The sequence below is a fragment of the Allofournierella sp. CML151 genome, assembly GCF_027853465.1.
GTDB lineage: Bacteria > Bacillota > Clostridia > Oscillospirales > Ruminococcaceae > Allofournierella.
In genome coordinates this window covers 36,196-50,560 of the sequence record NZ_JAPNNW010000001.1, presented here as the reverse complement: position 1 = coordinate 50,560, position 14,365 = coordinate 36,196, and the positions used below count along the sequence as shown (strand labels likewise).

The 14,365-nt window shown below is 60.2% G+C and carries 12 protein-coding genes; 2 read left to right on the top strand and 10 right to left on the bottom strand.

Annotated features, from left to right (window positions below; all coding sequences use genetic code 11):
* Position 1 precedes the first annotated feature (1 nt).
* The 7 genes from PH256_RS00305 to PH256_RS00275 form a co-directional block, all read right to left on the bottom strand.
* Positions 2-1,528, bottom strand: coding sequence for a YjjI family glycine radical enzyme (locus tag PH256_RS00305; protein ID WP_333766205.1), 1,527 nt, complete (start codon positions 1,526-1,528; stop codon positions 2-4).
* 293 nt (positions 1,529-1,821) lie between these two features.
* Entirely contained in the window at positions 1,822-2,898 is a 1,077-nt protein-coding gene (locus tag PH256_RS00300; protein WP_270912519.1) for a BMP family lipoprotein, read from the bottom strand.
* A 200-nt stretch (positions 2,899-3,098) separates the two neighbouring features.
* Positions 3,099-3,512: a cytidine deaminase gene (locus PH256_RS00295; protein ID WP_087185243.1), complete on the bottom strand. Its 414-nt coding sequence runs from the start codon at positions 3,510-3,512 to the stop codon at positions 3,099-3,101.
* A gap of 2 nt (positions 3,513-3,514) precedes the next feature.
* Complete coding sequence (deoD, locus tag PH256_RS00290; protein WP_087185244.1) at positions 3,515-4,234, bottom strand: purine-nucleoside phosphorylase; 720 nt, start codon at positions 4,232-4,234, stop codon at positions 3,515-3,517.
* Between the two features lie 56 nt (positions 4,235-4,290).
* Positions 4,291-5,079: a tyrosine-protein phosphatase gene (locus PH256_RS00285; protein ID WP_270912518.1), complete on the bottom strand. Its 789-nt coding sequence runs from the start codon at positions 5,077-5,079 to the stop codon at positions 4,291-4,293.
* A gap of 210 nt (positions 5,080-5,289) precedes the next feature.
* Positions 5,290-7,272 (bottom strand): fructose-1,6-bisphosphatase, encoded by a 1,983-nt coding sequence (locus tag PH256_RS00280; RefSeq protein WP_270912517.1) that lies wholly within the window; start codon positions 7,270-7,272, stop codon positions 5,290-5,292.
* Positions 7,273-7,413: 141 nt separating this feature from the next.
* Positions 7,414-8,283: a DMT family transporter gene (locus PH256_RS00275; protein WP_270912516.1), complete on the bottom strand. Its 870-nt coding sequence runs from the start codon at positions 8,281-8,283 to the stop codon at positions 7,414-7,416.
* Between the two features lie 189 nt (positions 8,284-8,472).
* Here PH256_RS00275 and PH256_RS00270 point away from each other — a divergent pair, with 189 nt between their 5' ends.
* Both PH256_RS00270 and PH256_RS00265 read left to right on the top strand, forming a co-directional pair.
* Positions 8,473-9,366, top strand: a complete 894-nt coding sequence (locus PH256_RS00270) for a radical SAM protein (protein ID WP_270912515.1) — start codon at positions 8,473-8,475, stop codon at positions 9,364-9,366.
* 1 nt (position 9,367) lies between these two features.
* Positions 9,368-11,269: a hypothetical protein gene (locus PH256_RS00265; protein WP_270912514.1), complete on the top strand. Its 1,902-nt coding sequence runs from the start codon at positions 9,368-9,370 to the stop codon at positions 11,267-11,269.
* A gap of 342 nt (positions 11,270-11,611) precedes the next feature.
* On the opposite strand, the gene PH256_RS00260 is transcribed toward PH256_RS00265, so the two are convergent.
* From PH256_RS00260 to PH256_RS00250, 3 genes are all read right to left on the bottom strand, one after another.
* Positions 11,612-12,721: a THUMP domain-containing class I SAM-dependent RNA methyltransferase gene (locus PH256_RS00260; RefSeq protein ID WP_270912513.1), complete on the bottom strand. Its 1,110-nt coding sequence runs from the start codon at positions 12,719-12,721 to the stop codon at positions 11,612-11,614.
* A 120-nt stretch (positions 12,722-12,841) separates the two neighbouring features.
* Complete coding sequence (locus PH256_RS00255; RefSeq protein WP_270912512.1) at positions 12,842-13,321, bottom strand: DUF1648 domain-containing protein; 480 nt, start codon at positions 13,319-13,321, stop codon at positions 12,842-12,844.
* A 1-nt stretch (position 13,322) separates the two neighbouring features.
* Positions 13,323-14,306 (bottom strand): Gfo/Idh/MocA family protein, encoded by a 984-nt coding sequence (locus PH256_RS00250; protein ID WP_270912511.1) that lies wholly within the window; start codon positions 14,304-14,306, stop codon positions 13,323-13,325.
* Positions 14,307-14,365: the final 59 nt, after the last annotated feature.

Below are 14,365 nucleotides of genomic sequence, written 5' to 3'. Positions count from 1 at the left end.
ATCAGCGTACCCGACGGTCCTGAGCGTGGCAGTTGCGGGTGGCGCCAAGGGCCAGGCCGGTGGTATTCAGCAGCACGTTGTGGCCCTCGGCCAGCTTCTCGATCTCAGAACGCTTGGCCAGATAGCCGGTCACACGGATCACGTCGCTGTCGCTGCCATAGAAGCTCAGGTAGCGGATCTCCAGATCAAAGGAGCCGCGGATGATGTCCAGCAGGAACTTGTGGTTCTTGTGAACGGTCAGGTCCACCGGGAAGATGTCGCCGGTGCCGGAGATGAAGTACTTGTGGAACAGGTTGATGTTCTTCAGGTGGTCGATCAGCTCGGCAGGCTCCTCACCGATGGGAATGCGGGTGCCGGGGCTGCTGTGCTTGTCGGAATCGATACCCACCTGCGCATGCAGCAGGTAGTGGCCGCCGGTGGCCTCACAGTAGGGAGCGGGATGCGCGTTGCAGAAGGCATTGATCTGCTCCATAATTTCCACGCCCAGCTTATCCGCAGCTTCGCTGTGGCCGAAGCGGCCCTCGATGCCCTCTTTGGCCAGCAGGTCGTTCACACATTCGGCCATGCCAACCAGACCGAACATGGCGCTGAAGCGCTCACGGTGGATCAGGCCTTCCAGCGCCAGGAAGTTGCTCTCAAAGAAGCCGCTCTCCTCCACCAGGAAACGAACGCGGGCATCCATGTAACGGGCCATCACATCCATCACGTAGGGCAGCTGGTTCTCCTTGAAGTCCTGAATGTTCTTGCTGCGCTTGGCGATACCGGCCAGCAGCAGGCGGCACAGGGTGTAAGATCCGCCGCCCTTGTACAGGCCGTTGTAGCAGCTGGCGATACAGTAATCATCGCCCAGCTCGCTGCGGAACATGCGATCGTTGGCAAAGCTGGGCTTTGCGCAGCGCAGTGCGCATTCGATGCCCGCCATCACGAACTCATCCGGGGTGTCCTTGCTCACGCGCATGGTCAGGTTGGGCACAGCGTTCTGCAGCTCGCCCTCCACCTCCATCAGCAGCATGCCTGCACGGGTCATGGTGGGGCCGATGTTGGCATGGCAGAAGGAGTCCAGAATGGTGCGGTCCACACTGGTGAGGAACAGGCGCAGCGCCTTCTTCACGGTCTCATCGTCCAGATCCTTCACAAAGGGCTCCAGCAGCAGATCCAGATCGCCGATGTACACGGGGTAGTTGGTAATGCTGGGCACATTATGGTACAGAATCTGCAGGTTGTTCAGCGCCTCAAACAGATCCTTCGGCGGGTCCAGCTGCAGGAATGCGCTGCCCTCCTTCATGAACTTGGGGTAGTCCGGGCAGATGTAACGGGGCCGGTAGGGTGCGTCACCCTCGAACAGGTTGCAGATGCAGCGGTCCTCCTGATCGCAGCGCATCAGCTCATCCAGCTCCTTCGGCTCATCCAGCACAGTCATAAAGTTTTCGGCGTGGCGGGCCAGATAAGTCACCTTCTGCTCATGCGTAGCGGTCTTATCTTTCAAAGTGGCCAGAATTTCGGCGCGCTTTGCCTCCACGGTCTCCATTGAAATGCTTCTCATAGTCAAGCATACCCTCCCTTGATCTCAGCTTAACAGTTTATCCAGAGTCGGCAAAAAAAGCCAACTTTTCTTCAGTATTATTGTACCAAAAAGGCCGCCTTATTTCAACACAGAACACGTGTTTCCTACTAAACAGACTGAAATTCAATTGCCCTTTTGTTCAAAAAACCGAAAGTAGTACTTTACATCTTTTTCGGTGCAAAGTTGCGGCTTTTCGCTTCCCAAAAAAAGAGCCGCGCACCACAAAGGTGCGCGGCTCCTGCAAGCCAGAAATACGCTTACTTCAGAGTGAACAGGCCATCGCCCAGCTCTTCGGGAGTGGAGGGAACCTGAACTTCGCCGGCAATGATCTTGGCCTTGGCATCCTCAACAGCGGTCAGCATCTCGTCGGTCAGCAGATCGCGGGTGGGAGACAGGTCAACACCGCCGTTCTCCAGGCTGTACAGATGCACGCCAGGAGTGAAGGTGCCGTTGGCAACCGCCAGGGAGATATCCTGAGCAGCGATGTCAACGCGCTTCATAGCGGAGGTGATCACGGTTTCGGGAGCCAGAGGAGCCTGGTCGGTGTCCACGCCGATGGCATATACGCCGTTGGCCTTGCAGGCCTCGATCACGCCGTTACCGGTAGCGCCGGCAGCATGGAAGACCACGTCAGCGCCCTTGGTGATCATATCGGTGGCAGCGGTGTTACCGCCGGTGGGATCGCCGAAGTTGTTGGCGTTGAACTGCAGAACGGTAGCCTCGGGGTTCACGGACTTAACGCCAGCGATGAAGCCGCAGCCGAACTGGTTCATGGAATCGGAAACCATGCCCTGCACGTAACCAACGGTGTTGGTCTCGGTAGCCAGGCCGGCCACGATGCCCACCAGGTAGGAAGCCTCAGCCTGAGAGAACATCAGGCAGGCAACGTTGGGCAGATCGATGGAGGAGTCGTCGATGATGGCGAACAGCTGATCGGGGTTAGCCTCGGCAGCGACCTTGGTGGCCTCAGCCAGCATGTAGCCCACGCAGATGATCAGGTCGGTGCCCTCGCTCAGGTAGGTCTCGATGTTGGCGCTGTAGTCAGCGTCGGTCTTGGACTCCAGGTAGCTCACCTTGATGTTGGGGTTCTCTTCGGCCAGAGTCTGCAGGCCTTCCCAGGAGGTCTGGTTGAAGGAACGGTCGTTTACGCCGCCCACGTCGGTGATCATACCAACGGTGATCTCCTTGCCGGAGGTCGCCTCGCCGGAAGCAGCAGTGGAAGCAGCCTCAGAAGAAGCGCCGGTGGAAGCGGGAGCAGAAGAGGAAGCGCCACCGCAAGCCACCATGGACAGAGCCATGGCTGCTACCAGTACGATCGAGATCAGTTTTTTCATGATTCAATCTCCTTTGTTCTGTTGTGGAAAACCGCGCCACACGCAAGACGCGATTTTTGGGGAAACTCCCCACTAGCTATTTTATTATAGCCATAGGGGTGACAATTTTCAACCAGTTCCGGCAAATACAAAGCATTACAATTTGTTAACATTAACCAAAATAAGTCATACTTTGCCGCTGTTTGAGGCTTTTTCTGCACTCAGGCCAGATCCCGGGGGCCGAAGTTATAGGGCAGCAGTTCGCCCAGGGTCACCTCGGTCCAGCTGTCCGGTCCGGTGACCAGCAGGATGGGCATATCCAGTTCGCAGAATTCATTCAGCGCCTGACGGCAGACCCCGCAGGGGCCGGTCACCGGGAAGGGCGGCTGCTGACCGGCGGGCGCCCCCACCACAGCAAGCATGGAAAATTCCCGCGCGCCCTCGCTCACAGCCTTGAACAGAGCGGTGCGCTCCGCACAGTTGGAGGGAGTGTAGGCAGCGTTCTCAATGTTGCAGCCGGTGAAGACCCGACCATCCTTGGCCAGCAGCGCGGCACCCACGTTGAAATGGGAGTAGGGCGTGTAGGCCATCTCCCGCGCCTGAATGGCCAGGCGCGCCAGTTCGGCTTTCTCCATGCTTACACCTCCGCACCCAGAGCAATCTTCATCATGTTGGTGAAGCTGAGCTGGCGCTCCTCGGCAGTGGTGGCCTCGCTGCTTACGAAGCTGTCGGAAATGGTGAGCAGGCAGGCTGCCCGCTTGCCCAGCACATTGGCGTTGTGGAACAGAGCGAAGCTCTCCATCTCCACGGCCACGCAGCCCTTCTCATCCCGCAGGCGCTCCCAATAGGTGGGGTTGGTGCGGTCATCATGGCGGTAGAACACATCGCTGGAATGGATCACGCCCTCCACCATGGGGATGCCCAGCTTGGCGGCGCTGGCGCGCAGTGCGTCGCACAGCTCGGCGCTGGGGGCCAGGGTGTCGTCCTCGCAGCCGTTCTGGGTGCGGGCATAGCTGCTTTCGGAATAGGCGCCGGTGGCCAGCACCACGTCGTAGAGCTTAGCCTTGTCGGTGTAGGAACCGGCGGAGCCGATGCGGATGATGTTCTCCACACCGTACTGGCTGTACAGCTCATAGGAATAGATGCCGATGGAGGGCATGCCCATGCCGCTGCCCATCACGCTGACGGGGCGGCCCTGGTAGGTACCGGTAAAGCCCAGCATGCCGCGCACGTCATTGAACAGCACTGGATTTTCCAGGAAGGTCTCGGCAATGAATTTTGCGCGCAGGGGGTCGCCGGGCATGAGAACGGTTTTTGCGATCTGGCCCATTTCGGCTTTGTTGTGAGGGGTAGGCATAGTGTGTCAACTCTCCTTTTACTTTGGTTGCTTGTTTGCGGCCGGGAACCCCGGCCTTATTCCAGGCACCGGTCCCGCAGCAGCCGCAGCTGCTCGGGGCCCATGCCATATTCGGCGTCAAAAAAATCTTCCATGCAGGCATAGCGCCGGTCAATGGCGTCGAACACTGCCTGCATGCTCTCCGGCCGCACCCCGCTGACCGATTCCAGGATGGGGCGCAGCTCCGGTTCCCGCTCCAGCTCGCTGCGGTATACCTCAAGGCATTCCCGCACCGCACCGGGACGGCAGTCGTTTGTGGCAAGGAAATCCGCCATCACCGTTTCCCTGCTTGCGCCCAGCGCCAGCAGGATCAGCGCGGCAGCCACGCCGGTGCGGTCCTTCCCTGCAGAGCAGTGAAAGAGCAGCGGCAGCTCACCGGCCAGCATTTCCCGGAAAATTTCCCGGTAGGCCGGGTTATGGAAGGGCAGCGCGGAATAGATTGCTTCCATCTCCCGCGAAAGGGCCCTCAGTCCGTCCGCATCCAGATACAGGGAATTGTTGGCGTCGATGGGCAGTTCCCCGCCCTCGGCGTCCCGGATGGCGCCGATGTCATGGCGGCGTATCCCGGCAAATTCCGGGTCCGGCTGCCGTGTTCGCTCCACGCCGGAGCGCAGGTCGCACACCACCCGGATGCCCAGTGCTTCAAACCGCTTGCGATCCTCTTCGCTGGCAATCTGGCACAAAGCGCCGCTGCGCCAGAACAGGCCGCGCTTTACCCGGCGGCCATCCGCCGTAGGCCAGCCGCCCATCTCCCGGAAGTTTTCCGCTGTTTCAAAGGCCAGCGGTGTACCAGGGGTCCACTCCATCGGTCTCACCTCTTTCTGCATCCGACCGGAACGGTCAGGGCAATACCACACAATTTCAGGTGGTGGAGTGCGCCGGGAAATTTTTTGTGAGATGAACCGAAAAGCGCAGCCAATCCTTGGTGGATTGGCGAGCATTTTGGGAAAATATCACGGAAAATTTCGGCGCAATACGCCGCCTGAACCGTTCGGTGCAAATTGTGCGGTGTTGCCTCAGGTTTTTTCCTTGACCAGGCCCATCTGGTAGGCCTGCACCAGCAGCTTCAGATCCTCCACATCGGCGGCAAGACGCTGCCCGTTGTCGGTATCGCCCACCAGCGTGCGCTTTTCGCAGGTCTCGAACACTTCCACCGTGGAGGCGATGTCCAGGTTTTCCCGGATGGCTTTTTCCGCACTCTCGAAGGGCTGGTGCTGCCGCAGCGACATGCCCCGGCTGTTATACACCAGGGTATAGCCTGCGATGCCGGTCTTTTCATGATAGGCACGGCAGAAGCCGCCGTCGATCACGATCAGACGGCCCTCTCCCTTCACCGGGGTCTCGCCGTCTGCCGCGCGCACCGGCACGTGGCCGTTTACAATGTGGCTGTGGGTCTGGTCCAGACCGAACTCCGCCAGAATTGCCCGGGCCATTTTGGAGTCATTCACATGCCGGTAATAGGGGTTCTTGGTCTCGGTATGAGTGGCCGGGTCCTCCACGAAGAGTCGCTCAAAAGTGGTCATCTTATCCCGGCCGTACAGGGGCGACAGCTTGCCGCACCACAGATACCACAAAAAGTCCTCGCCGCTCTGACGCTCGGCGCTGCCCTCGGGGGCGAAATAGCCTCGCCGGGCCCGCTCGTCGCAGTAATCCATCAGCGCCCGCCCTGCATAGCCGTGCTGCTCGAAGGTCTCCACCGCAAAGCTGCCGCTGTCGGTCAGGGGCACCGCGCCGTGGAACATAAGGTTGCCGTTTTCGATGTGGTACACACCACCCTTCGAAAACAAAAAGCGCACATGCCGCTGCAGGCGCTCGCTCTCCATAAAGCTGCGCTGCAGCGCCTCCATGACCTCCTGCTCCTGGCGGGTGAGCCGGGCGGGGTCCGCCGGGTTCACGGTGGGGAAATCGTCGTCCCGTAAGGGATAACATTTACCCTCTACCTCCACGGTACCCTCCCGGTAGTTGATGCGCCGCAGGAAATCCCGTCCTTCCAGTTCAAAGTCCGGATTGCGGTCGATGACCTGACACTCCAGCTTGAACATGATGATGGCAATGGCCTTGTGCATCCGGGCGGTGCGGATCAGCTCGCTGCGGTGATAAGGGCCGCGGGCCTCGTCGGTGCGAGGGTAAAAATGGTGCATGTCGCAGTCCCGGTATTCGCTCTCGGCAAACAGGGCCAGCGGCCGCAGATTGATTCCGTACCCATCCTCCAGGGCTTCCAGATTGTTGTAGGCCAGGCTGGTTCGCAGCACGGTGGCAATGCAGATGGGGCTGCCCGCGGCCGCGCCCATCCAGACCACGTCATGGTTGCCCCACTGGATATCCACCGAATGGTGGTTCAGCAGCTGCTCCATGATCTGGTCCGGCCGGGGGCCCCGGTCGAAGATGTCGCCCACGATGTGCAACTTGAATACCGCCAGATTCTTGATGAGCCCGCACATGGCCTCGATGAAATCGTCGGCCCGGCCCACATCAATGATGCTGGAGAGAATCTGACCGTAATAGAACTCCTTGTCGTGGTCCTCAAAATGGGCGTGGAGCAGTTCGTCCAGAATATAGGCGTAGTTCTTTGGCAGACGCTTGCGCACAAAGCTGCGGGTGTGCTTGGAGGAAACCACCCGGCACACGTCGATCAACCGGTAGAGGGTCTGCCGGTACCAGGCGTTCAGATCGGTCTGGCGTTCCTTCAGCTCGTCCAGCTTCTGGGCGGGATAATAGATCAGAGTAGCAAACTCCGCCCGCTCCTGATCCGGTACCCCGGGGCCCAGTACCCGGTCCACCTTTTCCTTGATGACGCCGGACGCGTTGTTCACGATATGGGTAAAGGCCTCGGCCTCGCCGTGCAGATCGCTCATGAAATGCTCGGTGCCCTTGGGCAGCTTTAAAATAGCCTGCAGGTTGATGATCTCGCTGCTGGCGGCGGCGATGTTGGGGTATTCCCGGGCAAGCAGCGTGAGGTATTTCAAGTTTTTGCGCACCCGAGCGGATTGGTCCTGCACTGGCAGCGCCTCCTTTCAAACGGTGTTTTTTCGCCCTTTTCGTGCTGAAACTGCACCTAGCGTGGACGATAAGTATCATTATTATAGCATGAACCACACCAAAATGGTAGGATGGAAAGGAAAAAGCCGCGGACCCGCCGATTACTTTCTTCCCGCCTGCAGCGAGGCTGTCAGACTCACGCCCAGAATGACCGCGCCGCCTGCCAGCTCCCGGCCGGTGGGTGCTTCGCCCAGAAAGGCCAGGGCGAACAGGATGCCGTAAACCGTTTCCATGCCGGATACAATGCCTGCCGCCTGGGCGCTCACCCGCCGCTGGGCCGTCACATACAGCGAATGGGCCAACGCCGTGCACACCACACCCAGCGCCCCGATGCCCCACAGGTCCGCCGCCGTCCAGCTGCCGGGCCAGAACAGTACTGCCGGAAGCAGCGCAACAGCCGCCGTGGCCTGCTCATACAGGCAGATCACCCGGGCCGGATACCGGGCGGAAAGGTGCCGGTTAGCCAGCGAAAGCACCGCATAGGCCAGACCGGACAGCATACCCCAGGCCGCTCCCGCTGCGGCGCCGCTGTTCAGATCGTCGGGCGGAAGGGTGATGAGCACGCCCGCCAGCAGCAAAACTGCCTCCACTGCGCTTCTTGCCCGCAGCCGCTCCCGGAACACCAGCGGCTCCAATACGGTGAGGAACAGCGGGAAGGCCGAAAAGGTGATGGTTCCCATGGCCACCGATGAGACCTGAATTGCCTGGAAAAAGGTCGTCCAGTGAAAAGCCAGCACCAGTCCTGCAAACACTGCCAGGCCCAGATCCCGTTTTTCCGCCAGCCGCAGCGGCGTGCGGGTGGCCAGAGCCAGCACCAGCAGCACTGCCGACGAGCAGATCACCCGGCCGCCCGCAATCACCGCCGACGGGACCTGCACAAAGCGGCCGATCACTGCCGCAAAGCCGAACAGCATTACCGCCAGATTCAGCGCAGCCACGCTTTTGGCCGCACCACCCTGTTCGTATTTCATGTCTTCCCCACCCTTTTGCAGCACGTTTTTGCGCTTGGTTTCGTCAACTGGATTATTATACGGGAGGGTACCGGAGCACGTCAACCGGAGTTTTTCTGGCGCGGGCACCGGAAAATATGGTATAGTAGGGATTGTTCCATTTTGTTTTCAGGCGGAGCGGAACGCCCGCCTGTTTCGGGAGGTTTTATCTTGCAGATTCCCACATCCTGTACCCTCTGCCCCCGCCGCTGTGGCGCGGACCGGACCCGGCGCGCCGGTGTGTGCGGTGCGGCCGGCCAGCTGATGGTTGCCCGCGCGGCGCTGCATCACTGGGAGGAGCCCTGCATCAGCGGCAGCAAAGGCAGCGGTACCGTATTCTTTTCCGGCTGCAGCCTGAAGTGCTGCTACTGCCAGAACTATAAAATCAGCCAGGAGGGCTTGGGCAAGGCCATCGACACCGAGCGCCTGACCGAGATCTTTCTGGAATTGCAGCAAAAGGGCGCCCACAACATCAACCTGGTCACTGCCACCCAGTGGCTGCCCTGGGTGCTGGAAGCCCTTGCGCAGGCCAAGGCCCGAGGGCTTTCCATCCCCATCGTGTACAACACCGGCGGTTACGAGACGCTGGAGACGGTTCAACAGCTGGACGGCATTGTGGACGTATGGCTGGCGGACGTAAAGTATGTTTCGCCGGAGCTCTCGGCCAAATATTCCGCCGCACCGGATTATTTTGAGGTATGCAGCCGGGCGGTACAACAAATGATCCTCCAGACCGGCGCTCCCGAATTTGATGAAGACGGCCTGCTGCAAAAGGGCGTGATCCTGCGGCATCTGGCCCTGCCCGGCGCACTGGCGGATTCCAAAGCCGTGCTGGACTTCATGGCCAGCCTGCCCGCCGGCAGCTTTTTGCCCAGCCTTATGAGCCAGTACACCCCCTTCCACAAGGCAATGCAGATGAAGCCGCTGGACCGGCGCATCTCCACCTGGGAATACCGCCAGATGGTCAACCATGCCATCGACCTGGGGCTTACCGAGGGCTATATGCAGCAGAAGAGCAGCGCCAAGGAGGAATATACCCCACCCTTTGATCTGGAGGGCGTTTGAGATGGGAATTTTATTCAGTATCGTTTACATGGCCGTATTTCTGGCCGCCGGTTTTTCGCTGACACGGCGGCTTCTGCCCGCGTCCGGCGCCGAAGAAAAGCTTGTCTTCACCTCCGCCTTCGGGCTGGTACTGCTGATCGCACTGCCCGCGCTCTTCGCACTGGCGCTGGGCTTCACTCTGCCCGCCGCCCTGCTGGCGCTGGTTGCCGCGGCTGCACTGGCAGCAGCCGGATTCTGGCCCCGACACACTGCACCGAATAAAGCTCCGGGGCAACCGGACAGCGCCGCCCGGACCATTGCTCCCGCTTTCTGGACCTGTGTGGTGCCGCTCTTTCTGCTTTCCGTCTGGCTGCTGCATACCCATACTCTTTATTATAAAGACGGTGGTTACTGGTGCGGGCAGAGCACCTACGGCGACCTGCCCATGCACCTTTCCTTCATCAAAAGCATTGCCGAGCAGGGCCTGTTCCCGCCGGAATTCCCCATGCTGTCGGGCCAGACCCTTTACGGCTATCCGTTTTTGTGTGAGAGCGTTTCCAGCGTGTTTCTTCTGCTGGGTGCTCCGCTGAAATTCGCCTGCATCCTGCCTCAGGTGGTGGCCCTGGCGGCGGTGTTCGGCGGCGGCTGGCTGCTTGCCAAAAACCTGCTGCAGAACAGTTCCAAGGCCAGCCTTGCCTACGTGCTGTTCTTCCTGGGCAGCGGCTTCGGCTTCGCTTATTTTCTGGAGGGCGGCATGGAGAACTTCACCCGCATCTTCACCGCCTATTATGAAACGCCCACCAACTATGTGGAGGAGAACATCCGCTGGGTGAACCCCATCGCGGACCTGTTGATTCCGCAGCGCGCCACTCTGTTCGGCTGGGCGCTGCTCTTCCCCTGCCTGGCTCTTCTGATGCGCTTTGCCTTGAACGGGGAGCGCCGCCTGTGGCCCGCTCTGGTGCTGCTGGCCGCTTCGCTGCCTCTGGTGCAGACCCACTCGGCACTGGCGCTTGTGCTCATCTGCGGGGTGCTCTTTGTGCAGGCACTGATGGTGCACCGGACGGATTTGCACACCCTGCGTCCCTGGCTGCTGTTTGCCGGAGCGACGGGCATCCTCTGGCTGCCGCTGATGCTCACTCAGATTCTTCCTCACACCCAGGAGGGCTCGGGCTTCCTGCGCTGGCACTTCAACTGGTCCAACGAGGGGGACAATTACTTCTGGTTCTACATCAAAAATATCGGCCTGGTATACATCCTGCTGCTGCCTGCATTTTTGTGGGCGGGCAAAAAGCTGCGCTGGGTCTACGGCGGCGGACTGCTGATTCTGCTGCTCAGCGAGTTTGTGGAGTTCCAGCCCAACAACTACGACAACAACAAGCTTTTGTTCATCTGGCACCTGTTGGGCTGCATCCTTGTGGCAAATCTGCTCGTGGACCTGCTGAAGAAGGTGGACAAGAAAAGCGTACAGGCCGTGCTTGCTGCCATGCTGGTGTTCACCGGAACCTTTGGCAGTCTCCTCACCCTGGGACGTGAGGCGGTAAGCCAATACCAGCACTTTGATGCCGATGCCATTGCCGTGGCGGAATATGTGGAGGAAAACACCGATCCCATGGGCCGCTTCTTGTGCGGCACCCAGCTGCTGAACCCGGTGCTCAGCCTGGCCGGGCGGCCCATTCTGTGCGCCTCCGGCACCTGGCTGTACTACCACGGCATGGACTACTCCGCCCAGGAAGCGGCAGTACGCCAGCTGTTGGAAGCTCCCAGCGAGGAGGAACTTGCCCAGTGGGACATCGACTATGTGATGATCGGCCCCTCCGAGCGGGCGGACTACACAGTGGACGAAAGCTGGTTCGCCGCCCACTGCATCCTGCTCTATGATCAGGGCGGCTACAGCGTCTATCAGGTAACCCAAACCGTCGAATAATTTCATAAACAAAAAACGGAATCTCCAAAAAGCCGGGGTGACATAAGAAAACAGCGCCGGAAAAGGGCCGCTTTTGCGGGATTGCAGCGTCAAAGCCCCTTGACAACCACCAAGGGTGCCTGCGGGGCTTTTCCTTGCACTCCCATCAAAATCGGGCCTTTTCCGGTGCAAAGCAGTTCTGCCCCAGGATTATGGATGCAGAAAGAACGAAAAGGGGCGGAGCAAGCCTTGGTGGCTTGCCCGCCCCTTTGAATATTTTATGCGCCAAAATACTATGGCAGAACCGTTGTTTTCTTATGTCACACCGGCTAACAGGAGATTCCGTTTTTGTTTGCCGCAAAATCAATAATACATGTACACCTGGCAGGGGATCATGCCGTTGTACAGCTTGCGTCGGCGGCTGGCCTTTTTGCCGAAGTGCTTTTCCAGGTCCGCGTCCGCAGTAATGATGTAGGCGCCGGTCACCGGATGCTCCTCCAGTGCCTTGCCCAGCACGCCCGCCAGCTTGGCGGCGGTGGCCAGGTCGCCCAGGCGCTCGCCGTAGGGCGGGTTGGTCAGCACAATCATCTCGGGCCGGGGGGCGAAGTCCTTCACGTCCGCCAGCTCAAAATGGCACCGATCACCCACACCCGCCAGCTTGGCATTCTGGGTGGCCAAAGCCACTGCGGCGGGGTCGATGTCGTAGCCGAAGCCCTCAAAGGCTGCATCCCGACGGATTTCAGACAGGGCCTTTTCCCGCTGCCGGGCCCAGATCTCGGGCGGGCAGAAGGTGTAATGCTCGGCGGCAAAACGGCGGCGCAGGCCGGGGGCGATGTTCATAGCCTTCTGGGCGGCCTCGATCACCATGGTGCCGCTGCCGCAGAAGGGGTCGGCCACGATGGAATCCCGCCGTACCCGGCCCAGGTCCGCGATGGCGGCGGCCAGGGTCTCCTTGATGGGTGCGCCGGTGGCGTTGCGCCGGTAGCCCCGCTTGTGCAGGCCGTCACCGGAGGTATCCAGCATTACCTCCACCACGTTCTTGCGGATGGAGAAGCGAATCTTGTACAGGGCACCGGTCTCGGGCAGCATCAGGGTCTTGTGGCCCTTTTTCAGCCGCTCTACCACCGCCTTTTTCACAATGCTCTGGCAGGCGGGCACGCTGGACAGGGTGCTGGACAGGCTGGAGCCCTTCACCGGGAACTGGGCGTCCGCCGGAATCAGTTCCTCCCAGGGGATGCTGGTCACGCCGTCGAACAGCTCATCGAAGGTGGTGGCGGTGTAGGTTTTTAGCAGCACCAGCACCCGCTCGGCGCAGCGCAGGTTCAGGTTCGCGGCGGCGATGATATCCGCCGGGCCGGAAAAGGCGATGCGGCCGTCGGTCACCTTCACGTCCTCGGCGCCCAGGCGGCGCACCTCAAAGGCGGCGGTGCTTTCGGTGCCGAAGTAGCAGGGGGCAATCAGATCAAATTTCATAATAAGGCAAACTCCTTTTGGATGCGGCCTGTTGCGGTTGGGTTTCACAGGCCGGTGTGAATGGTCGCAGGGTCTATCATATCACGGGGCGGCGGGCGGCGCAAGGCTTTTCTGCCCCGGTCATTTCTTTCGGTAAAGCTGGACCATGCAGACCACGATGGGCCCAAACACCAGTAGCATGACCAGCGGCATGAACCAGCCGCCCAACGGCTGAGAGCGAGCTGAGCAGACCGGCATCCAGGCAAAGATGGCCGCAATCACAAGCCGGATGGTTACCAGCAGATTTTTCAGAATGCGGTAGACCCGTACCCGGTTTTCCTCGGTTACCGTCACGCCGGTGTTCCAGATCATGGGGAGCTGTTCAATTCCCCACATCAGCAGACACATCACCACACCGATCACCAGCAGGACCACGCAGCTGCTTTTGCTGCCCCAGGCATCCGGCTGACCGCTGAAGCCGTAATGGGTGGGAATCTCCTGGGGGATCGCCTGCCAGTTGGCCCACAGGTAAAACCCGGATGCTGCCAAAAAGCCTATGCTCAGCCAGTCCACCAGCCGGTCATACCAGGTTTTGGGAATCTTCCATTGATTGTCGTTCATTTCAATACTCCTCGCCGGGGTAGCCCACGCCCCATTCCCGGCGCAGGGCGGTCATGATATTCATCACATCCCGGCTCCAGCCCAGCTGCATAGCCGACGCGTCGCCGGTGCGCACCGCCTGCTCCATGGCAGTCACTTCGTATTCCAGCGCCCGGCCGGTTTCGCCTGCCTGGATTTGAATCACCGCTCCGGTGGCCGCATCCACCACCCGGGCCGACTGGGCGCGGGGGTAGTCGTCGATCTCGATGTATGCCTGCTCACAGCCGATCACCACCCGCTTGGGCAGCTTGGAGCGCAGGCTCATGGTCACGGTGGCCATCTGATTTTCCGGGTTTTGCAGCAGAATCACCGCCTGCTCGTCCACACCGGTGGGAGCAAGCCTCACCCGGCTGAGTACCTGGTCCGGCGCGCCGGCCAGAAAACTCCGGGCGCAGCTGAGGGCATACACCCCAATATCCAGCAGCGCACCACCCGCCAGCTCCGGATTGAAGAACCGGTTGGTCATGTCGTAGTCCTTGAAGCTGCCGAAGTTCAGCTGAATCAGCTGGACCTTGCCCCACTCCCCCGCCGCCAGGCGCTGCCAGAGCTCCTGGTACAGGGGCATGTGCCAGATGGTCATGGCCTCAGCCAGCACCAGACCCTTCTGCCCGGCCAGCGTCACGCACCGCTCCAGCTCCTTGCTGTTCAGAGTAATGGCTTTTTCGCACAGCACATGCTTGCCCGCGGCCAGCGCCTGCTCGATCAGTTCCGCATGGGTATTGTGGGGCGTGGCCAGATAGACGATATCCACATTCGGGTCTTCAAAGGCCTGCTGCGGGCTTTCGTACAGCTTCTCGGCCCCGCAGCGCTCGGCCAGCGCCTGCGCCTTTTCCCGTGTCCGACCTGCCACGCCATAAGGCTGCCGGCCCATGGCCATAAATGCAGATGCCATCTCGCCGGCAATACCGCCCGCGCCCACGATTACCCAATTGAATGTTTTTTCCATCCTTCATCGCCCCTTTTCTTTGGTGTTTCTGGCGTCATTATACCACGCCGCCAACCACT

What these genes read in the sequence shown, in the direction of transcription:
- PH256_RS00305 (WP_333766205.1), bottom strand. Translation starts at nt 1,528, where the DNA reads ATGGAGACCGTGGAGGCAAAGCGCGCCGAAATTCTGGCCACTTTGAAA.
- PH256_RS00300 (WP_270912519.1), bottom strand. Translation starts at nt 2,898, where the DNA reads ATGAAAAAACTGATCTCGATCGTACTGGTAGCAGCCATGGCTCTGTCC.
- PH256_RS00295 (WP_087185243.1), bottom strand. Translation starts at nt 3,512, where the DNA reads ATGGAGAAAGCCGAACTGGCGCGCCTGGCCATTCAGGCGCGGGAGATG.
- deoD (WP_087185244.1), bottom strand. Translation starts at nt 4,234, where the DNA reads ATGCCTACCCCTCACAACAAAGCCGAAATGGGCCAGATCGCAAAAACC.
- PH256_RS00285 (WP_270912518.1), bottom strand. Translation starts at nt 5,079, where the DNA reads ATGGAGTGGACCCCTGGTACACCGCTGGCCTTTGAAACAGCGGAAAAC.
- PH256_RS00275 (WP_270912516.1), bottom strand. Translation starts at nt 8,283, where the DNA reads ATGAAATACGAACAGGGTGGTGCGGCCAAAAGCGTGGCTGCGCTGAAT.
- PH256_RS00265 (WP_270912514.1), top strand. Translation starts at nt 9,368, where the DNA reads ATGGGAATTTTATTCAGTATCGTTTACATGGCCGTATTTCTGGCCGCC.
- PH256_RS00260 (WP_270912513.1), bottom strand. Translation starts at nt 12,721, where the DNA reads ATGAAATTTGATCTGATTGCCCCCTGCTACTTCGGCACCGAAAGCACC.
- PH256_RS00255 (WP_270912512.1), bottom strand. Translation starts at nt 13,321, where the DNA reads ATGAACGACAATCAATGGAAGATTCCCAAAACCTGGTATGACCGGCTG.
- PH256_RS00250 (WP_270912511.1), bottom strand. Translation starts at nt 14,306, where the DNA reads ATGGAAAAAACATTCAATTGGGTAATCGTGGGCGCGGGCGGTATTGCC.